This window comes from Acinetobacter sp. P37, from assembly GCF_057480965.1.
In genome coordinates this window covers 292,784-315,764 of the sequence record NZ_JBLIYY010000001.1, presented here as the reverse complement: position 1 = coordinate 315,764, position 22,981 = coordinate 292,784, and the positions used below count along the sequence as shown (strand labels likewise).

22 protein-coding genes are annotated in these 22,981 nt (G+C 39.7%); 18 read left to right on the top strand and 4 right to left on the bottom strand.

Annotated elements, in window-relative coordinates:
• Positions 1-14 precede the first annotated feature (14 nt).
• The 9 genes from ung (at position 15) to pyrF (ending at position 7,127) form a co-directional block, all read left to right on the top strand.
• Entirely contained in the window at positions 15-728 is a 714-nt protein-coding gene (ung, locus tag AC25JC_RS01660) for a uracil-DNA glycosylase (protein WP_078193660.1), read from the top strand.
• Positions 725-1,846, top strand: coding sequence for an enoyl-CoA hydratase/isomerase family protein (locus AC25JC_RS01655; protein WP_078188941.1), 1,122 nt, complete (start codon positions 725-727; stop codon positions 1,844-1,846). The genes ung and AC25JC_RS01655 overlap by 4 nt, the downstream gene beginning before the upstream one ends.
• A 7-nt stretch (positions 1,847-1,853) precedes the next feature.
• On the top strand, positions 1,854-2,462 hold the full coding sequence (gene tadA / locus AC25JC_RS01650; RefSeq protein WP_486923326.1) for a tRNA adenosine(34) deaminase TadA: 609 nt from the start codon (positions 1,854-1,856) through the stop codon (positions 2,460-2,462).
• Entirely contained in the window at positions 2,431-2,862 is a 432-nt protein-coding gene (locus tag AC25JC_RS01645) for an SRPBCC family protein (protein ID WP_486923325.1), read from the top strand. Before tadA ends, AC25JC_RS01645 begins: the two co-directional genes overlap by 32 nt.
• Positions 2,863-2,879: 17 nt before the next feature.
• Positions 2,880-3,563, top strand: coding sequence for a (d)CMP kinase (cmk, locus tag AC25JC_RS01640; RefSeq protein ID WP_078193656.1), 684 nt, complete (start codon positions 2,880-2,882; stop codon positions 3,561-3,563).
• Between the two features lie 107 nt (positions 3,564-3,670).
• On the top strand, positions 3,671-5,350 hold the full coding sequence (gene rpsA / locus AC25JC_RS01635) for a 30S ribosomal protein S1 (RefSeq protein ID WP_078193655.1): 1,680 nt from the start codon (positions 3,671-3,673) through the stop codon (positions 5,348-5,350).
• 162 nt (positions 5,351-5,512) lie between these two features.
• Entirely contained in the window at positions 5,513-5,815 is a 303-nt protein-coding gene (locus tag AC25JC_RS01630) for an integration host factor subunit beta (RefSeq protein WP_067767464.1), read from the top strand.
• Positions 5,816-5,839: 24 nt separating this feature from the next.
• Positions 5,840-6,205 carry a lipopolysaccharide assembly protein LapA domain-containing protein gene (locus tag AC25JC_RS01625; RefSeq protein WP_180023907.1) on the top strand — a complete coding sequence of 122 codons (366 nt, stop codon included), beginning with the start codon at positions 5,840-5,842 and terminating at the stop codon, positions 6,203-6,205.
• 241 nt (positions 6,206-6,446) lie between these two features.
• Positions 6,447-7,127: an orotidine-5'-phosphate decarboxylase gene (pyrF, locus tag AC25JC_RS01620; RefSeq protein ID WP_078193653.1), complete on the top strand. Its 681-nt coding sequence runs from the start codon at positions 6,447-6,449 to the stop codon at positions 7,125-7,127.
• An 84-nt stretch (positions 7,128-7,211) separates the two neighbouring features.
• On the opposite strand, the gene AC25JC_RS01615 is transcribed toward pyrF, so the two are convergent.
• Both AC25JC_RS01615 and AC25JC_RS01610 read right to left on the bottom strand, forming a co-directional pair.
• A complete protein-coding gene (locus AC25JC_RS01615; RefSeq protein WP_233944295.1) occupies positions 7,212-8,120 on the bottom strand; it encodes a LysO family transporter in 909 nt (302 codons plus the stop codon).
• A gap of 49 nt (positions 8,121-8,169) precedes the next feature.
• Positions 8,170-9,699 (bottom strand): flavin-containing monooxygenase, encoded by a 1,530-nt coding sequence (locus AC25JC_RS01610; protein WP_180024001.1) that lies wholly within the window; start codon positions 9,697-9,699, stop codon positions 8,170-8,172.
• Between the two features lie 157 nt (positions 9,700-9,856).
• On the opposite strand from AC25JC_RS01610, the gene AC25JC_RS01605 reads away from it, so the two are divergent.
• The 5 genes from AC25JC_RS01605 to AC25JC_RS01585 all read left to right on the top strand — a co-directional run bounded on the left by AC25JC_RS01605 (position 9,857) and on the right by AC25JC_RS01585 (position 16,909).
• Positions 9,857-10,864 (top strand): AraC family transcriptional regulator, encoded by a 1,008-nt coding sequence (locus AC25JC_RS01605; protein WP_180007330.1) that lies wholly within the window; start codon positions 9,857-9,859, stop codon positions 10,862-10,864.
• Between the two features lie 84 nt (positions 10,865-10,948).
• Entirely contained in the window at positions 10,949-12,100 is a 1,152-nt protein-coding gene (zapE, locus tag AC25JC_RS01600) for a cell division protein ZapE (protein ID WP_111885050.1), read from the top strand.
• A gap of 526 nt (positions 12,101-12,626) precedes the next feature.
• Positions 12,627-14,789 (top strand): malate synthase G, encoded by a 2,163-nt coding sequence (locus tag AC25JC_RS01595; protein ID WP_486923324.1) that lies wholly within the window; start codon positions 12,627-12,629, stop codon positions 14,787-14,789.
• Positions 14,790-14,878: 89 nt separating this feature from the next.
• On the top strand, positions 14,879-15,355 hold the full coding sequence (locus AC25JC_RS01590) for a hypothetical protein (protein ID WP_486923323.1): 477 nt from the start codon (positions 14,879-14,881) through the stop codon (positions 15,353-15,355).
• 111 nt (positions 15,356-15,466) lie between these two features.
• Positions 15,467-16,909: an aldehyde dehydrogenase family protein gene (locus AC25JC_RS01585; RefSeq protein WP_486923322.1), complete on the top strand. Its 1,443-nt coding sequence runs from the start codon at positions 15,467-15,469 to the stop codon at positions 16,907-16,909.
• Here the strand turns inward: AC25JC_RS01585 and AC25JC_RS01580 are convergent.
• Entirely contained in the window at positions 16,875-17,972 is a 1,098-nt protein-coding gene (locus tag AC25JC_RS01580) for a hypothetical protein (protein WP_486923321.1), read from the bottom strand. The genes AC25JC_RS01585 and AC25JC_RS01580 overlap by 35 nt on opposite strands.
• 38 nt (positions 17,973-18,010) lie before the next feature.
• On the opposite strand from AC25JC_RS01580, the gene AC25JC_RS01575 reads away from it, so the two are divergent.
• Positions 18,011-18,670: an SOS response-associated peptidase family protein gene (locus AC25JC_RS01575; protein WP_180063125.1), complete on the top strand. Its 660-nt coding sequence runs from the start codon at positions 18,011-18,013 to the stop codon at positions 18,668-18,670.
• Between the two features lie 21 nt (positions 18,671-18,691).
• Here the strand turns inward: AC25JC_RS01575 and AC25JC_RS01570 are convergent, their stop codons facing one another.
• Complete coding sequence (locus AC25JC_RS01570; protein ID WP_078193646.1) at positions 18,692-19,156, bottom strand: MarR family winged helix-turn-helix transcriptional regulator; 465 nt, start codon at positions 19,154-19,156, stop codon at positions 18,692-18,694.
• A 616-nt stretch (positions 19,157-19,772) separates the two neighbouring features.
• On the opposite strand from AC25JC_RS01570, the gene AC25JC_RS01565 reads away from it, so the two are divergent.
• The 3 genes from AC25JC_RS01565 (at position 19,773) to AC25JC_RS01555 (ending at position 22,972) form a co-directional block, all read left to right on the top strand.
• Positions 19,773-21,293, top strand: coding sequence for a TerC family protein (locus tag AC25JC_RS01565; protein ID WP_180084229.1), 1,521 nt, complete (start codon positions 19,773-19,775; stop codon positions 21,291-21,293).
• A gap of 379 nt (positions 21,294-21,672) precedes the next feature.
• Positions 21,673-22,401, top strand: coding sequence for a hypothetical protein (locus AC25JC_RS01560; protein ID WP_486923320.1), 729 nt, complete (start codon positions 21,673-21,675; stop codon positions 22,399-22,401).
• A 19-nt stretch (positions 22,402-22,420) separates the two neighbouring features.
• Positions 22,421-22,972 carry a hypothetical protein gene (locus AC25JC_RS01555; protein ID WP_486923319.1) on the top strand — a complete coding sequence of 184 codons (552 nt, stop codon included), beginning with the start codon at positions 22,421-22,423 and terminating at the stop codon, positions 22,970-22,972.
• Positions 22,973-22,981 lie beyond the last annotated feature (9 nt).

Sequence of the window (22,981 nt, the reverse complement as noted above, 5' to 3'; positions counted from 1 at the left end):
ATTGGTTAACAGTGATGTCTTTAACAGAAGAGCAACAAGCAAAACTAGCTAAAGTGCAGCTTGAGCCTAGCTGGAAATATGCCCTAAGTGAGTTTTTGCTTAGCCCTCGCATGGATGAGTTAAAAGACTTTCTGCTACAACAAATCAAACAGGATAAAGTGATTTATCCACCGAATCCGCTGATCTTTAATGCCTTAAACACGACGCCTATGGCGAATGTAAAGGTGGTGATTTTAGGCCAAGACCCGTATCATGGGCCAAATCAGGCACATGGCTTGAGTTTTTCGGTACAAAAGGGGGTTGCATTACCACCTTCTTTACGTAATATTTTCCATGAGTTAAATACCGACCTTGGGGTACCAGTGTCAAAACATGGGGACTTAACACGCTGGGCAGAACAAGGTGTTTTGCTTTTAAATGCGGTACTGACTGTTGAGGCTGGGCAACCAACTTCACATCAAAAACGTGGCTGGGAAGATTTTACAGACCATGTGATTGATGTTTTAAATGAACAACGTGAGCATATTGTCTTTATTTTATGGGGGGCATATGCACAGCGTAAGGGACAACGCATTGACCAAAATAAGCACTTGGTGCTAAAAGCCGCGCATCCATCACCTTTGGCTGCAAACCGCGGTGGATTTTTTGGTTGTAAGGTGTTTTCAAAAAGTAATAATTATCTTAAACAAAATGGCATTGAGCCAATAGACTGGCAGCTGGACGCATGACTTATTCTCCCGTTTCAAAAAATTATCACCCAGATCTGATTGTTGAAGAAGCGAAAAAGGGCTGGCGCATTGTTCGCTTGAATCGCCCAAAATCGCTTCATGCATTAGATGAATCAATCTGTACAGCGTTGCTTGAAGTCTTTCAGGACTTTCAACACGACGATGCAGTAAAAGCGATTTGGTTAGATTCCACTACGCCAAAAGCATTTTGTGCAGGTGGCGATGTACGCAAATTGCGACAATTGGTGGTCAATGATGAAGTTGAAACGGCGAATAAATTCTTTGAACAAGAATATGCCCTAGATTTGCTGCTGCATAATTATGCAAAGCCGATTTTGGTTTGGGGTGAAGGTTATGTCATGGGTGGTGGTTTAGGTCTGTTTATGGCTGCACCTTTCCGTTTGGTCACACCTTATTCACGTTTAGCAATGCCTGAGATTAATATCGGTTTGTATCCAGATGTGGGTGCGACGCGTTTCCTCGCTGACCGTGGTGCCATAGGGTTGTTTACTGGGTTAACCGGCTCGATTATGACCGCAGCAGGTGCTTATGGTATCGGCTGGGCAACGCATATTTGTGATGCACAGCGTGATAACGTACTTGAAACTGTCATCAATATTGATTGGGATCATTATCCAGCGGGTGATTTTCGTGCCATCGATGACACTTTAAATAGTATGCATCGTCCTGTGGGGCCTGGGCCATTACAAAACTCGTTAGATGTGATTCAAAGTGTGTGCCGTGGGCATAATTTTGAACATGACTATGAATCAATTATAGGTTTAAGTGATGCGCGTAGTGATTGGTTACGTCAAGCCAGTGAAAATCTACAAAAAGGTTCACCTGCAACCGCCGCATTAACATGGTTGTTATGGCAGTGGGGCAAGCAGGTACATTCTTGGAATGAAGTGTTTGAACTTGAAACCCAAATTTCGGATTGGAAAATTCGTCATGCAGACTTTGTGGAAGGTGTGCGCGCACGTCTAGTCGATAAAGACCTGTCTCCAGAATGGAAAAAAGGTACAGATCTTTCCCTTAAAGGAATTCTGGCTGATGAGCCTCCTGTAACCAATATTGACAGTTGGAATGCACTGTTAAGACAGTATGGTGTAATTTAATTAATTGATGTCTGAACAAAACCAATATAGTGATGAACATTGGATGCAGCTTGCTTTTGAGCAGGCTGCACAGGCTGCCGAATTGCAAGAAATTCCTGTAGGTGCAGTCATTGTGAGTCAAAATCAAGTCATAGGTGCAGGGTTTAATGCGCCGATTTCTTTGAAAGATCCCACCGCACATGCGGAAGTACAAGCTTTGCGTCAAGCTTGTTTGAATATCGATAATTACCGTTTACCTGACGATGCAACCTTATATGTGACTTTGGAACCATGCACAATGTGTGTGGGCGCTTTGGTACATTCGAGAATTAAGCGTGTGGTATTTGCGACGACTGAGCCTAAAGCAGGTTCTTTGGTCAGTTCGCGTCAATTATTAAATTCAGGCTACTATAATCATATCTTTGAGTTTGAGCATGGTTGCCTACAAGAGCAATGCTCCCAACAATTAAGTGATTTTTTTAAAATGCGTCGTGAACAAAAACGACTGATGAAGTTACAGGAAAAAGCTACTTTGACTGAACTTAATTTAAAAAATCAAGTAAACTCTACTGACAATTTATATTGTCAAAAAAATAGGGTACACCATGAAATCCATTCAAGTAAAAAAAGAATTTAATGCACCGGTCGAGCAGGTTTTTGAATTACTTTCAAAACATTCGACCTATAACGTGGCTTTTGCGCCGATTCAAGTGGTGCGCATCAAAGATTCAGCAGATCCTGAACGTCCTGATGGTGTGGGTTCTGTACATCGTATGGGCTTTGGGCCAGTGAAGCCGTTACAAGAGCAAATTACCTTGCTTGAGCCAAACCAACGCATTGAATATAAGATTATTAAAAACCCTTTGGTTAAACATCATTTGGGTGTGATTCAATTCGAAGCGATTGATGCTGCGCGTACTTTAGTCACTTATACGATTGAATTACAGGCGCGTGCGCCATTCGTTAGTCAATTAATCCTTGCGCAACTGAAGTCAGCGATTAAAATTGGTTTTTCAAAACTTGCAAAAACCGTATAAACAAAAGTGGAAGAGCAATGACAGTTCAAATCATTACAATTGATGGCCCAAGTGGCTCAGGTAAAGGAACATTGGCAGCAAAAATTGCGGCACATTATCAGTTCCACTTACTCGACTCAGGTGCGTTATATCGTCTGTTGGGATTGTCATTGCATAAGCAAGACTTAATTGATGCATTAGACTCAAAGCTCGATGAATGTGTAAAAATTGCAACAAATTTAGACATACAATTTGTGACAAATGAAGCAGGTGTTTCGGTGCTTTTAGATGGTGAAGATGTCTCAAAAGTTATCCGTACTGAGAGAGTCGGAGAGTTTGCCTCAAAAGTTGCTGCAATTCCTGCACTTAGAACTGCGCTTTTAGAACGTCAGCATGCCTTTGCCCAAGCACCTGGTTTGGTTGCAGATGGCCGTGACATGGCAACTACGATTTTTCCAAATGCTCAAGCCAAGATTTATTTAACGGCTTCTGCTCAGTCCCGTGCGGAGCGCCGTGTAAATCAGTTGCAGGCTATGGGCGTGGATGTTAAAATAAACGACATTTTAGCTAATATCGAAGCGCGTGATAAGCGAGATATGGAACGCGCAGTCGCTCCACTCAAGCCTGCGCCAGATGCTTACTTCATTGATAGTTCAACTTTAAGTATTGATGAAGTATTCACGCTGATGACGAATTACATCGATCAGCAATTAGCAAACTAAAGAATTTTCAGCAGAAGCATAGCTTGATCAGTCTTATACGGACTATGTAGACGCTTAATTAAACCGGCCTTGTCTGATCCAAGACCGCTGACTTTACTAGGTATATCATGACCGAATCTTTTGCAGCCCTCTTTGAAGAAAGCGAATTAAACCTCAACGTTGAAAAGGGTGCTGTCATCCAAGGCGTTGTAGTAAGCATCGACTCTGACTGGGTAACAGTTGACACTGGCCTTAAATCAGAAGGTATTGTTGACCGCGCTGAATTCTTAAATGAACAACGTGAACTTGAAGTTCAAGTTGGCGACACTGTTGATGTAGTTGTTGAAGCTCTTGACAACGGTATGGGTCAAACAGTTTTATCACGTGAAAAAGCTAAACGTGCTGAAACTTGGACTAAACTTGAAAAAATCTTTGAAGACGGCGAAATCGTTACTGGTGTTATCTCTGGTAAGGTTAAAGGCGGTTTCACTGTTGACATCGGTCCAGTTCGTGCGTTCCTTCCAGGTTCTTTAGTTGATACTCGTCCTATTCGTGATACTACTCACTTAGAAGGTAAAGAGTTAGAATTTAAAGTAATCAAACTAGATGCTAAACGTAACAACGTTGTTGTATCTCGTCGTGCTGTTATGGAAGCTGAATCTTCAGCTGACCGTGAAGCTCTTCTTGCTCAGCTTGAAGAAGGTCAAACAGTTACTGGTACTATCAAAAATCTTACTGACTACGGCGCGTTCGTTGACCTTGGTGGTATTGATGGTCTTCTTCACATCACTGATATGGCTTGGAAACGTATCAAGCATCCTTCAGAAGTTGTTGAAGTTGGTCAAGAAGTTACTGTTAAAGTACTTAAATTCGACCGCGAACGTAACCGCGTATCTTTAGGCCTTAAACAATTAGGCGAAGATCCATGGTTAGCGATCATGAACCGTTACCCTAAAGGTTCTATCGTTAAAGCTCGTGTAACTAACTTAACTGACTACGGTTGCTTCGCTGAAATCGCTGAAGGCGTTGAAGGCTTAGTACACGTTTCAGAAATGGACCATACTAACAAAAACATCCACCCATCTAAAGTTGTTCAGATCGGTGACGAAGTTGACGTTATGGTTCTTGAAGTTGATGAAGAGCGTCGTCGTATTTCTCTTGGTATCAAACAAACTCGTGCTAACCCATGGGAAGAGTTTGCTAAAGAACACGACAAAGGTGAAAAAGTTTCAGGTACTATCAAGTCAATCACTGACTTCGGTATCTTCATCGGTTTACCAGGCGGTATCGATGGTCTAGTTCACTTGTCTGACATTTCTTGGAACGAACAAGGCGAAGAAGCTATCCGTCGTTACAAGAAAGGTGACACAGTTGAAGCGGTTATCCTTTCAGTAGACGCTGAAGGCAACCGTATCAGCCTTGGCATCAAACAAATGAACAGCGATCCGTTCAACGATTTCTTAGCTGCTAACGAACGCGGTGCGCTTGTTAAAGGTACTGTAACTGCAGTTGACGCTAAAGGCGCTACTGTTAAGTTAGCTGACGAAGTTGAAGCGACTCTTAAAGCATCTGAAATCAACCGCGACCGCGTTGAAGATGCAACTAAGTTCCTTGAAGTTGGTCAAGAAGTTGAAGCTAAAATCATCAACGTAGACCGCAAATCACGTTCTATCAACTTGTCTATCAAAGCGAAAGACGAAGCTGAAGAAAAAGAAGCAGTAGCTAACTTGAACAAGACAGCTACAGCAACTTCAGACAATGGTCCTAAGACTATTGGTGATTTGATCAAAGCTCAAATGAACCACTAAGTAAGTGTTTGAATTGTATTGTTAATGTAAATTAATTAATATATTTTACACAATTACTGTAACGGTAGCGTAGTAAGTGATTATTACGCTACCGTTTTGTATTTAAACAGGTTATTATCAGGAAACTGATCCTAGGTAGCTTGATAATTAAAGAGGTCGCAGATGACTACTGAAGCACTTAATAAGTCTGACTTAATAGAGCGTATTTCTCTTAAAAACCCACACTTAGCTGAACCCTTAGTGGAAGAGGCCGTTAAGATAATGATCGATCAAATGATCGAAGCTTTGTCTACAGACAACCGAATTGAAATCCGTGGTTTTGGTAGTTTTGCATTACATCACCGTGAGCCACGTGTGGGTCGTAACCCAAAAACCGGCAAATCTGTTGAAGTTGCAGCAAAAGCTGTTCCGCACTTTAAACCTGGTAAAGCTTTACGTGATGCGGTAAACGAATCTGCAAACTAATTTAAAACATAGTTAGGGGTGTTTATGCGTTACGTATTGGTCGTAATTCTATTAGTCCTATTTGGATACTCATTGGCTTTGGTACTGCAAAACGGAACTGAACTTTCAGTCGATTTGTTGTTTACACAAGTGCCTGCAATGCGTTTAGGGCTTTTATTGCTATTAACATTGTCATTAGGTTTGGTTTTAGGTCTTTTATTGGCAGTGCAAGTATTCCGAGTATTTCAAAATAACTGGGAAATTAAACGTCTACGTAAAGATATTGAGCGCCTACGTAAAGAGCAAATTCAAACTGCTCAACTGGCTGCTGCTGAAGCGGCTGCACATACACGTCATGAAAAAACAGTTTTAGATATTGATGCAAATGAGCGTCCTTCTAACCCGTTATAATTGGGTTTATGAAGTAAATTAACTACTTTTATGAGTATAGTTAAATTTTATATTAAACACTCTGGTGGATCATCGGGGTGTTTTTTTTATGGGCTGAAAAAATAAGCCATATATCTTAAATAAAATAATGAGATAGCTCAATTCAAATTAATCATTTCAATTAACATGAGTTTTATGACTTTCTGATCAAGTTGAATCCATCTATAATGCACTAATTTTGTCAAAATGAAGGGTAAGTCTCTTGAGTATCATCGTTGCACTAGATGCTAAAAGCCAATATGACGCACTTACAATTGCAGAGCAGTTAGATCCTGCATTATGTCGAGTTAAGGTTGGTAAAGAGTTATTTACCCATGAGGGTTCAAGTATCGTTAAAGCATTGCACGATAAAGGTTTTGAAGTATTTCTAGATCTTAAATTCCATGATATTCCAAACACCACAGCACAAGCAGTTTGTGCAGCTGCGGATATGGGTGTGTGGATGGTCAATGTCCATGCATCAGGTGGCCGTAAAATGATGGAAACCTGTGTAGAGCGCCTAAAGGCGGGCAATTACAATACTCAGTTAATTGCTGTTACGGTTTTGACATCAATGGGTCGTGAAGATCTTGCGGAATTAGGCTTAGATGTGGAACCTTTTGAACATGTGAAGCGTCTTGCGACTTTAACGAAAGAAAGTGGTTTGGATGGTGTAGTTTGTTCGGCACAAGAAGCGAAAATGTTACGTGAAACTTTGGGTGCTGACTTTGCATTGGTAACACCGGGTATCCGTCCTGAGGGTTCTGCAGCGGATGATCAAAAACGAATTGTGACACCTAAACAAGCTATGCTTGATGGTTCTACACATTTGGTGATTGGCCGTCCAATTACTAAATCGGACAATATGCGTCAAACTTTAAAAGATATTTTGGCGACACTTTAAAATTTACCCTCTCTCTAACTCTCTCCCAAAGGGAGAGAGGAAGTCCTTTCCCTCTCTGGGAGAGGAAGAGGACTTAGGTGAGGGTTAGATAGCTGCTAATATACTCACCAATATAGGTGCAAGTACAGAAAGGATAAAGCCGCTGACCATGGCATGTGGAATAAAATCATTACCACAGGCTTGTTTGACCATAGGTAAGGTGACATCCATAGCTGTTGCACCCGCAGATGAAATTGCAGAGCGTGGGTAACGCCAGCCAATAATATACATAAACACAATCGCAAAGATTTCTCTGAATAAATCATTCATCAGCGCGATACTGCCTAGATGCGCATTTTTTAATTCAGTCACGACGATGCCTGTCATCGAATAGAAACCATAGCCTTGTGACAGCATAATCAAATCTTTCAGGCTGATTTGTGGCAATAGATAGGCTGCAGCAAAAGCGCCCAAAAGTGAACCGACGATACAGCCCAGAGGAACAAGTAGAATTTTCCAATTTAACCAAGAACGATCGAGCGGTGAGTAGGCGAGATCTAGACCAATCAGAAACATGAAGACTAAAAGTAGATCCCAAGTACTCATATGTGGCTGAAGACTAAAATGTGCTGCAATTTCGGCAAAAGCATAACCTAAACCTAATGCAATAAAAGCATAGCTAATATTGATGAGTGAGCTTATTACTAACTGCATGGACACTTTGCCATGACTGGGTTTATAGCCTAAAAGCTTAAACAAAATATAGCAGCAAATAAAAGCACCCATTGAGGTCAATAGTGCAATAAGTACTGATGAAGAGAGGATTTGCAGAGGTGCTGGAATAGTGTGTAATGTTTCAGAAAATTCGATCGCAATCGCAAATAACAAAATATAAGTAAAGTATGGCAGGAGTTTAAAGGCGATTTTTTCAAGCCAAGTGGGTAGGCGACGTGCAAGAATAAAACCAAGCCCTAAACAGGCTAAGAGCTGGAAAATCAACCAGAAAGATTGCATACAAAAATAGGCAGATAATGAATACCTGCCTATTATGACCTGTTATTGCTTAAGCTGCATGACTAGATTTTGTTTTACTGAGGAGTCGAAAATCGGCTGGATTTATTTTTCGAGTAGCCAGCCAATATTTCCATGTATAAGTTGGCCACAGTGCAAAATTTTTACCGCCATTTTGCTGATACCAACTCACGCAGCCTGATTGCCATACCGTACCATCAAGCATGTCTTGTACATGAGTGTTAAATTGATCTTGCACCTGATCTTTGACAGCGATGGCTTGAACATTAGATTTTGAAACCAATTGCATCATTTGTAAGATGTAATCGACTTGTGCCTCAATCATAAATACCACTGAATTATGGGCAAGCACAGTATTGGGGCCTAATAATTGGAATAGATTTGGAAAGCCTTTGGTGCAAATGCCATAAAAACTTTCTGCGCCAGCTTGCCAAACTTGTTTGAGTTCTTGAGCATTTTCACCAATACATTCAAATGATTTTAAATAAATTCTTGGATCGGTAATAAAGCCTGTACCATAGATCAGACAATCGATTTCACGGGATTTTCCATCTTTGGTAATAATGGCATTTTCAGTGATTTCTTGTATTGCATCACTGACCAATTCCACATTAGGTCGATTAAAGGTTGGAAAGTATTTATTAGAAATTAAAATGCGTTTACAACCCATGATGTAGTTTGGCGTTAGTTTCTTGGCAAGTTCAGCATCTTTCACTTGATACTTAATATACAGTTCTGCCAGTTTTTGCGCATATTTCATGGTAGTTGGTTTAACAATTGGCACGACACGTGATTCGTTGGTCCAATACAGGCGAGCGCGGTGAATTTTTCGAAACCAATCATATTTTTTAAATAATGATTTTTCTAAACCATGATAACTGCGTTCATCTCGTGGAATGACCCAAGCCGCGGTACGTTGAAAAACATACAGTTGTTTTGTTTGTGGTGCGATTTCAGGAATGTATTGGATGGCACTGCCGCCTGTACCAATAGATGCGACTTTTTTACCTTCTAATGGATATTGATGATCCCATTGAGAAGAATGAAACACTTTGCCTTTAAATTTTTCAATGCCCGGAATGTGTGGAATTTGCGGGACATGTAGCGGGCCAGATGCAAAAATCACGTATTGAGCGGTAATTTTAACGCCATCTTTGAGTTCTAAATGCCAGTCGCAGGTTGATTCATTGTATTGGCTTGAAAGTACTTCACTGTTAAAGCGACAGAATTGTTTTAAATTATATTCACGGGTGACCTGTTGGATATAGTCAAATATTTCCGGCGCTTCAGCATAACGTTTTGACCAATCTGTTTTGGGTGCAAAAGAAAGCGAATACATATGTGATTGCACATCACACGCAGCGCCAGGGTAGCGGTTTTCACGCCAGGTTCCACCAAAATCATTGGCTTTTTCGAGGATCAAAAAATCTTGATTACCTTGTTGTAAAAGGCGTATCGCCATAGCAATACCACCAAAACCACCGCCGATGATGGCGATTTGTGTATGTATTTCAGAATTGGCTTTTGGGGTTTGCACTGTTTTTGTTTGCGCTTCCTGCATCATTTTTTTAATTCCAAGCGAGATTACAAGTTAAGCATACTTGAGTTCGTGATCAGAACAATATGATTGAGGTGACAGAAAAATTGATCGAAACGGCAATGTTCATAATTGCAATTTTGTAGTAAAAAAGAAGAAATTTAATGTCATTTTACGATTTATGAAACGATCTATTCTAAGCCTGATGTATTTAGTACAAGGAATGCGTAAAGCAGGCGTAGATGTCGATCAACGTTTGCAAACTATTGGGCTGCGTGTCGATGCACTCGATCCTACTTCGGTGATTCATCCGAGTTTGGAGTGGGATGTACTGAAAGTCATTGGTAAAGATGTAGAACCTGAGCAAGGGTTATTTATTGGTCAGCATTATACATTGGCGGGTTATGGCCCGTTGCTGATGTTATTGGTCACCAGTGATACTTTACGCCAAGCTTTAAATCAGGGGATTCGCTTTCAACAGTTGACGCATCTAACTGGGCGTTTGAGTTTGCAAATCAGCCAGCATAAAGTGGCTTTATGTTATCAACCACAAGATGTGTATGCGACACTGGGTGCATTATTGGCGCATTCAGAGATTTCAGGAACTTATAAATTCATCCGTGATCTGTACAAAATGATGGGGCTATCTACGCCACAAGTTCAAATTGATTTGCCATTTGCTGAACCCAAAGATCCCGAAAAATTAAAAATGTTTACTGATTATTATGGCTCTCAAGTTCGATTTGGTGCGCCATTTGCGGCATTTTGGTTCGATGAAGATGTTTTAGATATTCGGATCCCTTCCGCAGATATTATTACTTTTCGATTATATGAGTCGAAATGTATTGCGGAGTTAGAACGTTTAAGCGCCGATGAAGATGCGCCATCATTGGTTCAACGTGTGCAAGATTATTTGGAATTACAAAGTGGTGCGATGCCAAGTATGGCAGCAACTGCTCAAGCGTTGAACTTGCCTGAAAGAACTTTGCGTCATCAACTGCAACAGTTAAATACCAGTTATAAGCAAATTCGTGAAGATATTATTAAAGATAAAGCACTCCGTATGATTGAATATAATGAATATTCAATTGAAATGATTGCAGAATTGCTGGGCTATTCAGAACCTGCGGCGTTTAATCATGCGTTTAAACGTTGGTTTGGGCATAGTCCGAGACAATATAATAAATAGCCAATGCGCTTTACTGCCAAAGTGTTATATCTTCGAGTTTATTCTTCGTTATAATTCATTTAGCCCAAAAAAGTATTTAATGATATGTCAGATTTTCAGTCACCACACAACACCGCATTTACTCCGATTTCACCGGCTGAGCGTTATGCTCAAGCCTTAGCATCTGGTCAGTTTTTACCAGATCAGGAACAGGCGCAAGCGGTGCATGAGTTGGATCGAGTTTGGCAAGAATTAATCCAACGTTTTAAGGCTTCTAAAAAAGCGTTTCGTCGTTTCCGTCGTCAAACTGCACCGAAAGGGGTGTATATGTGGGGCGGTGTAGGACGTGGTAAAACGTGGCTGATGGATCAGTTTTATGATTCTGTGCCATTTCGACGCAAAACACGTATGCATTTCCATCACTTTATGCAGTACGTACACCGTGAATTAAATAAGCTTTCAGGTCAGCGTAATCCACTAGACCTTGTTGCCGACCAAATTTATAAAGAAGCGGTCGTGATCTGCTTTGATGAATTCTTTGTATCCAATGTTACGGATGCGATGATTTTGAGCGATCTGTTCCAAAAATTATTTACGCGTGGCATCACTCTTGTTGCAACATCTAACATCGCACCAGATGGTTTGTATAAAAACGGGATCCACCGTGACCGTTTTATCCCAACCATCGAAATGGTAAAAAAGAACTGTGTGATTTTAAATGTAGACTCAGGCGTAGACTATCGTTTACGTGTATTGAAACAAGCGCAGTTATTTAAGTCGCCTTTAACACATGAACATAAGTTGTGGATGGCACAGCGTTTTACAGCATTAACGCAAACCCAAACAGTTTCACAAGAGCCAATTATTATTAATCAGCGTATTGTGGAAACCATTGGTCATACGGAAGATGTACTGTGGTGTGAATATTCTGAACTTTGCCTAAAACCACGTAGTCCAGCGGACTTTATTGAAATTGCCAATATTTATAATACGGTCTTGGTGAGTAATGTGCCGCACATGACGGATTATTTGTCTGAAGGGACTCGTCGTTTTATCTATCTAGTTGATGAGTTTTATGACCGTGGTGTGAAGTTGTTGCTTACTTCAGAAGATACGATTATTGAATTATATCAAGGTGAAAAATTGGCATTTGAAATTGAGCGTACACGTTCGCGCTTATTGGAAATGCAATCTGATGATTATCTACATACCTCTCACCGTCAAATCAATGCACCAGAATCTACGGCAGAAAATTAAGCGTTTCTGTTGGAATGAAAAAAGAACGTCTTGATGGCGTTCTTTTTTTTTGATTTTTAGTTTTAGATTACATGCATAGATAAGAAAAAGTATAGATCGAACAATCGACTTTAAAAGCGAGGTCGGAAGATAAAAGCATCATTTAATAAGAAGAAGGGTTGTTTAATAATTCATCGATAAAAGCGTTAAATTTAAACTGATTGGTTGAAGTTGTAGCATCGACATTGGCAGCATTTCATGGCTTAATCGAGTGAGTTTGTTTGACGCTTGGGTCTATTTGTTCAGTTTTAGAACAAAATTCTGCACTTAAGTCTAATTTCGACATTTCAAAAACTTTATACACTGTAAAAAGGTATTCAGGCTGATGATGACGTCGTATTTCTGATCTTTATTATGTTGAATGATGAGGGTATTTCATTACATAGAAAATGATCATTATTTAGGAATGTGATAGTACTATTCAGCAAAGTATAAATGGGTATACTAGAATCTCTTGTTATAAAAAATAGCAATATCAGGAAAGACAATGACTGCACGTATTCAAAAAGGCAAGTTAGCGATTGCTAAAGAACTTTACGATTTCATCGAAAATGAAGCACTACCGGGTTCAGGTTTAGACAGTGAAACTTACTGGAAAAACTTTGAACAAGTCGTTGTCGATCTTAGCCCAAAGAACAAAGCACTATTGGCTAAGCGTGACGACATTCAAGCTAAAATTGATGAATGGCACCGCAACAACAAATTTGAACTCGAAGCTTACAAAGCTTTCCTTACTGAAATTGGCTACTTATTACCAGAAGTAGAAGATTTCCAAATCAGCACAGAAAATGTAGACGAAGAAATCGCATTATTGGCTGGTGCGCAATTAGTAGTGCCTGTACGTAATGCACGTTACTGCTTAAACGCTGCGAACGCACGTTGGGGTTCACTCTACGATGCTCTTTACGGTTTTGACGTGATCTCTGAAGAAGACGGCGCGGAAAAAGGTAAGGGCTATAACCCAGCTCGTGGCGCAAAAGTTATCGAATTTGCTAAAAACTTCTTAAATGAAACTTTCCCGCTAGCTAATGGTTCGCATGCAGATGCAACTAAATATGCTGTAGAAGGCAAAAAGTTAGTTGTAAGCCTAAAAGATGGCTCAACTGCAACTTTAGCGAAAGAAGCTCAGTTTGTTGGTTTTAATGGTGAAGAAGCTGCGCCAACTGAAATCGTACTTTTAAACAATGGTTTGCATGTAATCATTGAAATTGATGCGACGAGCCCAATTGGTTCAACTGATGCTGCGGGTGTTAAAGACTTAGTTCTTGAAGCTGCGGTAACCACAATTCAAGACTTAGAAGACTCAATTGCAGCAGTTGATGCTGAAGAGAAAGTTGAAGGCTACCGTAACTGGTTAGGCTTAATGAAAGGTACACTTTCTGAGTCAATCGAGAAAAATGGTAAGACCATCACGCGTACATTAAATAAAGATCGTACGCACAAAAATTTAATCGGTGGTGAAACTACGCTTCACGGTCGTTCATTGATGTTGCTTCGTAACGTAGGTCATTTGATGACAAACCCTGCGATCCTTGTAGATGGTGCTGAAATCTACGAAGGCATCATGGATGCATTGATCACACCGTTATTGACGTTTGCAGATATTAAAGGTGAAAACGAAAACAAGAACTCTCGCAAAGGTTCTATGTATATCGTTAAACCAAAAATGCACGGTCCAGAAGAAGTTGCATTTGCAGTTGAATTATTTGAGCGTGCTGAACAAGCGCTTGGTCTACCTGCGAAGACTTTGAAAATCGGTATCATGGACGAAGAACGTCGTACTTCTGTGAACTTGAAAAACTGTATCGCGCAAGCGAAAGATCGTACGATCTTTATTAATACAGGTTTCATGGACCGTACGGGTGATGAAATCCATACTTTCATGGAAGCAGGTCCATTCGTTCGTAAAGGCGAAGTGAAGTCTCAAATCTGGTTCCCTGCATATGAAAACCGTAACGTGATGATCGGTCTTCAAGCCGGCTTACGTGGTAAAGCGCAAATCGGTAAAGGCATGTGGCCAAAACCAGATATGTTGCTTGATATGTATAAAACTAAGATTGAGCATCCAGAAGCTGGCGCAAGCTGTGCATGGGTTCCATCTCCATCTGGTGCTGTTATTCACGCGATCCATTACCATCAGTGCAATGTTTCTGAGCGTCAAAAAGAGTTGTTGAATACTCAACCGCTATCTTTAGATGACTTGTTAACACCGCCTTTAGCGACAGATACAAACTGGTCTGAAGAAGAGAAAACCAAAGAACTCGAAAATAACCTTCAAGGTATCTTAGGTTATGTGGTTCGTTGGGTTGATTTGGGTGTAGGTTGTTCAAAAGTTCTAGACATCAACAATGTTGGTTTGATGGAAGACCGTGCAACTTTACGTATTTCTTCTCAACACGTTGCAAACTGGTTACGTCACGGTATCGTAACTGCTGAGCAAGTTGAAGAAGTATTTAAGCGCATGGCGAAAGTTGTGGATGAGCAAAATGCCAACGATCCACTTTACACGCCAATGGCACCAAGCTTTGATGGTTATGCATACAAAGCTGCTTATGACTTAGTATTCAAAGGTGGCGAGCAGCCTTCTGGTTATACAGAGCCTCTATTACATGCTTACCGTTTAAAATTAAAAGGTTATACAGGTGACTAATCTGTAAATCAAAAAAAGCCTCTTCGGAGGCTTTTTTTATTGCTTGAGAAAGTTAGAATGTCGACATAAAAAAATGAAAAGGAATCTCCATGTATTTATGGAATGTAAGTCGGTTGGTGGATGATATAAGACTGAATAAAGTCTCAGAAACCCATTATAAAAACTACTATATTGCCAGCTCAATATTGATTTTCTTTAGCTACTTAGCACTGACCTTAACCCCAGAATCCAAACCTACAGAAGCTTGGGCTTCGTTTGTTTTACAAGTTGGTCTGCTGATTAGCTGGGTGAATGCCATATTTAAAGCCAATGGCGGCGAGCAAGGCCGAGATTTTTTAAAGCGCTTTATTGCATTGTATTTGCCCGTAACGATTCAGAGTTTAGTCCTCTTTATCTTGATCGCTGTTGTTGTCGAAGGGCTGTTACCCATGTTGACCCTAAACATGGAGGAGGCTGTGCTTGAGCAACTCACCACAGTTAAAGATCTAAGTTTTGAAGTCATCATTAGCTGTTATATTTATTGGCGAATCTATAAAGCGATGCGGCAGATTCATCAGCCTGTTTAAAGTATAAGGTTGTAAAAGAAATTAATTATAAAGTTTTATCCTGTTTTTCTCATAGCTTTTCAATGCTGAAGCCTTTACATTGGGATGAATGATAAAAATAGGATGGAAACGATGTCAGCATATACCGCATTAGATTTGCAATATATTGGTGGACAATGGCGAGCAGGGACTTCAACGCGTCACATCAAAAATATAAATCCCTTTAGCCAAGCACAGATTTTTGAATTGCAGGCAGCCAGCAGTGTCGATGTAGACAGTGCTTATAGTGCGGCAGAAGCTGCATTCAAATCAGAAATGACCAAGTCTATTAAAGTACGTCAGCAAGTTATCAATAAATTAGCTCAAACCATTCAGCAACGCAGAGAAGAAATTATTCAATGGCTGATAGATGAATCTGGGAGTACACGTTTAAAAGCCAATATTGAAGTTGATGCTGCGCTCGGCATTATCCAAGAATCGTTGTGTTTTCCTGAAAAAATGCAAACTATGGAGCTAGAGAGTAAAGACCCTAGCCGCAAGAGTTTTGTACTGCGCAAACCCTTGGGAGTCATAGCAGTGATTAGCCCTTGGAATTTTCCATTTCATTTGTCGATGCGTTCTGTGGTGACTGCGATTGCTTGCGGCAATAGTGTGGTGCTGAAGCCTGCAAGTGACACGCCAGTGACAGGTGGAACGTTGCTCGGAAAGTTATTTGAAGAAGCGGGTTTGCCGCATGGCGTATTAAATGTCGTTGCAGGCAGCGGCAGTGAAATTGGCGACTATTTTGTAGAGCATCCTGTACCTAAATTGATTTCATTTACAGGTTCAACTGAAGTGGGTCAACAGGTGGGGGTGAAAGCGCTAGGAAGTTCACGGATTAAGCGTTTAGCGCTGGAACTTGGCGGTAATGCGCCTTTGGTCATTTTAGATGATGCAGATTTAAATTTAGCCGTTGAACTGACCGTGATGGGGCGTTTTTTGCATCAAGGACAAATTTGCATGAGTACCAATCGAGTGATTGTGGATGAATCCTTGCACGATGCTTATGTTGAAAAATTAATTAAACGGGTAAAAAACATTGTGGTCGGTAATCCGAATGATGCTGAAACCCTGATAGGGCCCATTATCAATAAGTCGCAAATCGATAAATTAAAAACTATTATTCAAAATGCCATTCAGCAAGATGCAATTTTAGCCTACGCGGGGGGTATTGAAGGTCAATTGGTTGCACCGCATATTTTCACCCATGTGGATGCACATGCTGATATTGCATTAGAAGAAAGCTTTGGGCCAATCTTGCCGATTTTAAAAGCGCGAGATGAAGCGCATGCACTAGAATTGGCAAATTCAACCCGATTTGGTTTATCGAGTGCGGTATGTACCTCAAATTTAGCACGTGGCGGAGAGTTTGCGGCCAAACTCGATATAGGTATGACGCATATCAATGGCATCAGTGTGGCGGATCATTCTAATGCACCCTTTGGCGGTGAACGGAATTCAGGCCTTGGTCGTTTTAATGGTGAGTGGATATTTGAGGAATTCACCCGCACCCATTGGCAAACTTTCCCTGCTTAAAATACTCAAAGTGAAGTCTATTTAATCTTGTGCAATAGACTTCACTGCAGGTTCTGTTACGCAGGACATTTTTAGTGTATTTCCATGAAATATCAGGCAGAATATAGTCCCAAAAACGGCTCCAACGTGTCTTGTAATACAGAAAAGCGCCAATATCTTGGCTTGAACAATTATCCTGATAGTACATTTTGTGATTCATCAACAGCATGGGCTCTCGCTGCAAGGCCGTCATATACAGTTTGACCTGAACCTTATAATTGTAGATTGAATAATTAGAAGAAATAGTCTCGGTTTTCATTTTTTGTATATTGTTAATATGTAGATCAAACTTCAAGCCCTTTTTGTAATGCGTAGCCTCATGAATTGTTCGATCTTCGATTGGAATAAGCGGATTGTTATCACTAAACGCTAAATATGCGTTATGTATTTTGTTTCCTTGTTGATAATTAAACTGAAGAGCTGAATTTGCAGTAGTGAAATAGGGGAGCGCATCTTGAGGGTTGATTTTAAACGTGCCAGTACAAGAAGTCCTGACACGCCCTTCATCTTCGTTCACCGTAAACCAGCCAAATTGATCTTCTAATTCTGTCGTATGGGCTTCATCTGCGTCAGGAAAAATCACGCCAAACTGATCTCTTTGTCTTTGCTGATTTTGCATCAAGCGATAACTATTTTGAGCACGTTTTGCAAAACGGATTTCAGGAAACATCTCTGGAGATGTAATTTTAAAATCAGAGACATTGATTACTTCACCATCAGGCAAGATGACCAATGAAAATTGTTGTTCTTGGGTGTTGGGAAGATTTTTGACCGTAACCCAATGATGTGTACTGATCATTTGCTGATTGCGAAAATGCTTATATTGAATGCGGTACTTGCCTGCCGGAATCTCAGTCTCATTGATTAGGTCTTGTTTAAATGGATATTCGTTGAGATAGAGCGCGTCGAGACTAAAAGGTAGAAATGAAACGGTATGTACAGAGACTTTTGCGGCATGTGCGGTTGAATATAGGCTTGAAATTAGAATTAAAATGATAAAGCGACTTCGGTCTAGATTTTTCATTTATTATAAAGATTGATTTTTTGCGGATTATGGCAAATATGTGTGCTAATTTCAAACCGATTACCTTATCGCAATTAAAGTCTCAAAACTTGCCTGAAATCAGCTTTGAATATCCTGAGGAAGTCTATCCAAATTATGATTTGCCGTTACTCTTTAAGTCTGAACAAGGGTTAGAGTGGCGAAAAGTGAATTTTGGCATGGTGCCTAAATGGGCCGCAGACAAATCAATCGCACTTAAAACCTATAATGCTCGAAATGAAACTTTGTATCAAAAGCCTACTTTTATTAATGCGATCTCAAAATGTAAGTTTGGCGTGATACCCGTGTCTGAATTTTATGAGTCAATGTATATCGATAATAAGCCGCAGCGTTGGAGTGTTAAGCGCAAAGATGGAGAAGCGTTTTATATTGCTGCCTTATATGACATTTGTAGACAAGGTGATGAGATTGTACGCTCAAGTACCATGATTACGATGGATGCTATTCAGCATGAGATGATGAAGCACTTTCATGAACCGGGCAATGTTAAACGTTCGGTGATTGTAATTCCGCATGCGAGGTTAGAAGAGTGGCTGAGTTGGAAATCACCCAACATCCAAAGTTTTGTACAAGGTTTTCCTGTTGATGAGTTTGAATGTGCACACGCACCCAAAATAAAAATCGAAAAAATCAGTCCCCAACTGAATATTTTCGATTGATATTTCGGTGATGCAGAATGCTTAGCGCGCTAAGTTTTTGAAAATATGCTTTAAGCTTTCCATGGTTTTTTCAATTTGTAGCGGTGTTAAGCCTTCAAAAGATTGCTCTAGAACGACATTCGTTAGATCGTTAATCTTCTGCGTCATAGCAGTGCCTTTATCGGTTAACACGACGCGGGTAATACGCGCATCATCTTCACAAGAATAGGTATCTACTAAGCCTTCATCTTTTAAACGATAAACGATCTTGGTTGTCGTCGACATTTTAGACACGACCATTTCAGATAAATCTGAAACGCTAGCATGTGGTTTAGACTTGAGTGCGAGCAGGATACGACGACGTGAATTATCAACGCCATACTTTTTCAATGCATGGTCGACGTTTAAAACATATTGTGAATGCACCTGAGTAACCCAGTAGAAAGGAAAATTTTCTAAACTAAAGTCATCGGTGGATGGTAAAAATTTTGAATACTTTTTTGTCATAAAGGAGTCCCCTGAATATTTGTTTTAATTTTATTTAATGTTTTAACATTCTATTGAAAAATAGAGGGTAATAGCAAGAGTTCACAATAAAAAAATAGAAAGTAGAAGATATCTCATTTTTAGATTATCTAAATAGATTATATTGATATTCTGTCTAAATGCTTAACAGAAATTAAAACTAAGGTTAGGTATAGAGATAGTGTAGTGAAAATAAATAAGTTTTTAATTTGAATTGAATATTAATATTTTTTACCAAAAGGTAGAAATAAATAATTCATTAGATTTGTCATACAATCTATTACAAGCGTCCTTAATTACATTTAATTAAAAGTCAGGTGAATTCAAGCTTTTTTTTAAAATTGGAAGCAATATTCTCAAAAAATAGGTTTAACCATCTTGCTGTGTATTTATATCAGCTAAGTGATATATAACTCACAGTGTTTTTAACATTTTGTCATATTGTTGCTGCGAAAAAATATGCTTGAATACATTACAAATGCGCAAGATTGTGCATAATGGAATGGTTTATAGTTACACAGGTTAAATTTATGGATCCGTCGCCGTGCGTTGGTCTGATTGAAGATATTCTTACAATCCAGAATGAGGAAGAGAGCTAATGGAATTTTTGTTAGATCCCGGAATCTGGGTTGGTTTACTTACATTAATTATTTTAGAAATTGTACTAGGGATTGATAACCTAGTCTTTATTGCCATTTTGGCAGAAAAACTCCCTCCAGAACAACGTGACAAAGCCCGTATACTTGGTCTTTCACTCGCATTGTTAATGCGATTAGGATTGTTATTTGCAATCTCTTGGTTGGTCACATTAACAAAGCCCCTGATTACTGTTTTTGATTGGACATTCTCTGGTCGAGATCTCATATTATTGTTCGGTGGATTGTTCTTAGTTTATAAGGCAGTCACAGAGCTACATGAGAAATTAGAAGGAAAACCAGAAGTTCAAGTGACAACAAAAGTGGCATATGCCAGCTTTACAGCAGTTGTTGCGCAAATTGTTGTCTTAGATGCGGTTTTCTCTTTAGACTCTGTCATTACAGCGATCGGTATGGTCGACAACATTTATGTCATGATGGCAGCAATGATTGTGGCAATGGCAGTGATGTTACTTGCATCTAAACCGCTAACGGCTTTTGTAAACCGACATCCGACCGTCGTGATCCTATGTTTAAGCTTCTTATTACTGATCGGTATTAGTTTGATAGCAGAAGGTTTTGGTTTCCATATTCCGAAAGGCTATATCTACTCAGGTATTGGTGTTGCGATTGTCATCGAAGCCTTTAACCAGTTTAGTCAACGCAATGCTCAAAAACATGAAGCGAAAATTCCATTACGTCATCGTACTGCGGACAGTATTTTAAAACTGATGGGTGGGCGCTTAGAATCCGATCAAGTTGGTAATCAGGCGCAAGAAACCTTTGCAGACGAAGAGCGTTACATGATTGGGGGGGTGTTGACGCTTGCAGAGCGTTCAGTTGCGTCGATCATGACTCCCCGTAATCAAATTTCTTGGGTGGATTTAAATGACACACCTGAGCAAATTCGTGAGCAAGTCCTTTCTGTGCCGCACAGTTTATTCCCTGTGTGTCGTGGTAGCTTGGATAAAGTGATTAGTATTGTCCGCGCGAAAGAACTTATTGATGTTCTAGACAGTGAAGATGATCTAAAAGCATTGATTAAACGTCATCGTCCGATCTTTATTTTCCAAAAAATGAAGGTGATTGATGCGATTAATACCTTGCGGACTTCTAAAGGCTCTTTGGTATTGGTTACGGATGAGTTTGGTGCGGTACAAGGTCTGATTTCACCACTCGATGTGTTTGAAGCGATTGCTGGTGAATTCCCTGATGCAGATGAACAACTTGATTTGATTAAAATCGATGATGAACATTGGAAAGCTTCAGGCATGCTCGATCTGTATCAGTTAGAACTTGAATTGGAAATGCTGGATTTGATCGAAGAAGATGATGGTTATATCAGTGTTTCAGGTCTTATTTTAGATCAGACCCACGGCAATGTAGAAGTCGGTACTGTGGTTGATTTTAAAGGCATTCAATTTAAAGTCACGGCAATGGATGAAAACCGCATTAAAACGGTTGATATCTATTACCAAGCTTAATGCTTAAATTTTAAAAATAACTCAAAGACAGCTTTTCGAAGCTGTCTTTTTTGTATGACTAGAAAGTATAAGAAATCCTATCCAAGGAGGCTGTAATTCACTATGTTAAAACGTATTATATTTACATGATGTAACAGTCAAAAAACGCTGCAACTTTTGGGCTTTTAGAGGGCTAAAACGATTCAAAAGTAAGAAATATTGATAGGGTTGGTTTTAAAAAAGCATGAGGTTAAATAGCGATTCATTTTTAACTCGGGGTTTTAATCATCATAGATGATCTATGAATAATTTTATTTCATTTAAATACCGCTTCGGAAAACTTTATAACTAGGTACTTTGAAGAAATTCAAAGTTAATCCATTAAAAAATGGGTGTTGGTATGGCGATCACTGAGAATATCATTGATTTTAGTAAACTCACGACTGAAGAAAAACATGAGTTGTTTCAACGGCTCTGGGAGTTTGATCAATGTATTTTCCCAACTTCTAAGATTGAGCAACTCTATCAATACATGCATGACCCCGATATTGTTGCATTACCAATTATTCAGTATTTTGAGCACGATAAACTGATCGGGCAAAACATTGTGCGTATATTAAAAATTATGCATCGCAATCGGCCGATTTTTATTTTTAATTCACGAGCTGGGGTATTGGTTGATTATCGTCGGAAAAACCTGACCTTAAATTCGGCGATTAAAGTGGCGATGCAGTATCAGATTCGATTTCCAGCGATTCCAATGTGGTTTGTGGCTACATTGGCACAACCAAAGGTATATACATTATTTGCCTCGCGCTCTGTTAAGTTTTATCCAAGGCACGGTGCCCCGATGCCCACTGAGTATGCGGATGTTTTAGATAGTTATAAAATCCGTCAGCATGATGTGCAGCATCGCGCTGAGGATATTTTTGTTCATCGTTGTGATTTACCGAAGGTGACGCCTGAGCAGTTGGTTCGGCTACGGAACAAATCTGATGAACATGTTCAATTTTTTATGCAGCACGTGCCAGATTATTTTGATGGCATGGGTTTAATGTGTATTTGTAAATTAAATGTTTCAACCATTTTCGAAGCAAGTATGAATCTGGCAGTTGGGCGGGCAGTTTAATGATGGACATGGATATGTTATGCGACAAATGACGATATATCGATTATTAGGTTTCGGCGCGGCGATCTTTTTAACAGCTTGTCAGCCAGCAGAGCAAAAAGTACAGGAGCAATCGCAGAAATGTGTTGCCCCCGAAAAACTGGTCAAACAAATTTATGATCAAGAGTTGAAATTGCATGCTTTGAGTAAAGATCAACTTACTGCCTATTTTGAGCCATCGTTAGCGGAACGTATGCAAGCAGAAATTAACTGTAAGCAGTCGCAACAAGCGTGTAATGTGGATTTTGATATTTTCACGGATAGCCAAGATTCGCAGCAAGATTCGAAAAAAGGTGTTCAGCCTAAACTGAGTTTTGATGAAAATAAAAACGTCGTTCGTGCTGAGTTTAAAATTGGTGATGAAGCCAAAGTCTTAAATTATGAAATGAGTGATGGCGACTGTTCAAAAATCAAAAATATTGTTTATGCGGGGGACTATGACCTCGACATGATTTTGAGTAATCCAACAGAAACGATCGAAGATTCAGAAATGTTTGATGCCAATGCTGCAAGTGACAGTACGGCACAGTAAATTTTTTGT

Coding starts and splice junctions, on each gene's coding strand:
- AC25JC_RS01655 (WP_078188941.1), top strand. CDS start 725: ATGACTTATTCTCCCGTTTCAAAAAATTATCACCCAGATCTGATTGTT.
- AC25JC_RS01575 (WP_180063125.1), top strand. CDS start 18,011: ATGTGTGCTAATTTCAAACCGATTACCTTATCGCAATTAAAGTCTCAA.
- AC25JC_RS01560 (WP_486923320.1), top strand. CDS start 21,673: ATGGCGATCACTGAGAATATCATTGATTTTAGTAAACTCACGACTGAA.
- AC25JC_RS01555 (WP_486923319.1), top strand. CDS start 22,421: ATGCGACAAATGACGATATATCGATTATTAGGTTTCGGCGCGGCGATC.
- zapE (WP_111885050.1), top strand. CDS start 10,949: ATGTCAGATTTTCAGTCACCACACAACACCGCATTTACTCCGATTTCA.
- AC25JC_RS01595 (WP_486923324.1), top strand. CDS start 12,627: ATGACTGCACGTATTCAAAAAGGCAAGTTAGCGATTGCTAAAGAACTT.
- AC25JC_RS01590 (WP_486923323.1), top strand. CDS start 14,879: ATGTATTTATGGAATGTAAGTCGGTTGGTGGATGATATAAGACTGAAT.
- AC25JC_RS01625 (WP_180023907.1), top strand. CDS start 5,840: ATGCGTTACGTATTGGTCGTAATTCTATTAGTCCTATTTGGATACTCA.
- AC25JC_RS01615 (WP_233944295.1), bottom strand. CDS start 8,120: ATGCAATCTTTCTGGTTGATTTTCCAGCTCTTAGCCTGTTTAGGGCTT.
- tadA (WP_486923326.1), top strand. CDS start 1,854: ATGTCTGAACAAAACCAATATAGTGATGAACATTGGATGCAGCTTGCT.
- AC25JC_RS01605 (WP_180007330.1), top strand. CDS start 9,857: ATGAAACGATCTATTCTAAGCCTGATGTATTTAGTACAAGGAATGCGT.
- rpsA (WP_078193655.1), top strand. CDS start 3,671: ATGACCGAATCTTTTGCAGCCCTCTTTGAAGAAAGCGAATTAAACCTC.
- AC25JC_RS01610 (WP_180024001.1), bottom strand. CDS start 9,699: ATGCAGGAAGCGCAAACAAAAACAGTGCAAACCCCAAAAGCCAATTCT.
- AC25JC_RS01585 (WP_486923322.1), top strand. CDS start 15,467: ATGTCAGCATATACCGCATTAGATTTGCAATATATTGGTGGACAATGG.
- AC25JC_RS01630 (WP_067767464.1), top strand. CDS start 5,513: ATGACTACTGAAGCACTTAATAAGTCTGACTTAATAGAGCGTATTTCT.
- AC25JC_RS01565 (WP_180084229.1), top strand. CDS start 19,773: ATGGAATTTTTGTTAGATCCCGGAATCTGGGTTGGTTTACTTACATTA.
- ung (WP_078193660.1), top strand. CDS start 15: ATGTCTTTAACAGAAGAGCAACAAGCAAAACTAGCTAAAGTGCAGCTT.
- AC25JC_RS01570 (WP_078193646.1), bottom strand. CDS start 19,156: ATGACAAAAAAGTATTCAAAATTTTTACCATCCACCGATGACTTTAGT.
- AC25JC_RS01645 (WP_486923325.1), top strand. CDS start 2,431: ATGAAATCCATTCAAGTAAAAAAAGAATTTAATGCACCGGTCGAGCAG.
- cmk (WP_078193656.1), top strand. CDS start 2,880: ATGACAGTTCAAATCATTACAATTGATGGCCCAAGTGGCTCAGGTAAA.
- AC25JC_RS01580 (WP_486923321.1), bottom strand. CDS start 17,972: ATGAAAAATCTAGACCGAAGTCGCTTTATCATTTTAATTCTAATTTCA.